Below are 650 nucleotides of genomic sequence, written 5' to 3'. Positions count from 1 at the left end.
ACGCCATTTCCAATGGTCGATACACAGTTAATGGCGGCGTTTCTTGGCCACGGGCTGTCAACAGGTTTCGCAACGCTGGTGGAAGAATACTTAGGTGTTGCGTTGGACAAGAGTGAATCTCGCACCGACTGGATGGCTCGTCCTCTCACGCAAAAGCAACTTGATTATGCAGCGGCAGACGTTCACTACTTGTTGCCACTTTACGAAAAATTGCTCGATAAAGTCACTGAAGCTGGTTGGTGGGAAGCGGTGCAGCAAGAGAGCGACTTGTTGGTTTCCAAACGCATTCGCGAAACCAACGAAGAAAATGCGTACCTTGATATTAAAGGAGCGTGGCAACTTAAACCGTCAGAGTTAGCTGTGTTAAAGCCGCTAGCAACTTGGCGTTATCGTGAAGCAATCAAGCGCGACTTAGCACTAAACTTCATCTTCAAAGAGGGTGATTTGCTAACGGTTGCTCGTTTAGGTTTAACAAGCTTTAAAAAGATGGAAGCGGAAGGGATGGATAGCCGCGCGGTCAATCGTCACGGTACTAAAATTGCGGCCATCGTGAAAAAGGCTAAGCAAACACCACCAGAAGAATACCCAGCTAAAATTGATCGCCTGATGGATTACCCTGGCTATAAGCAAGTTTTCAAAAACATGAAAGA

General features: G+C 46.8%; 1 protein-coding gene. It reads left to right on the top strand.

Going from position 1 to position 650, the window contains the following annotated elements; genetic code table 11:
• A partial coding sequence (locus R7044_RS25990) for an HRDC domain-containing protein (RefSeq protein WP_225456093.1) occupies positions 1-650 on the top strand: 650 nt, incomplete at both ends.

This window comes from Vibrio sp. 1402 (genome assembly GCF_033340275.1).
Note: the sequence above shows the minus strand (reverse complement) of the source record. Positions and strands in the feature narration are given on the sequence as shown.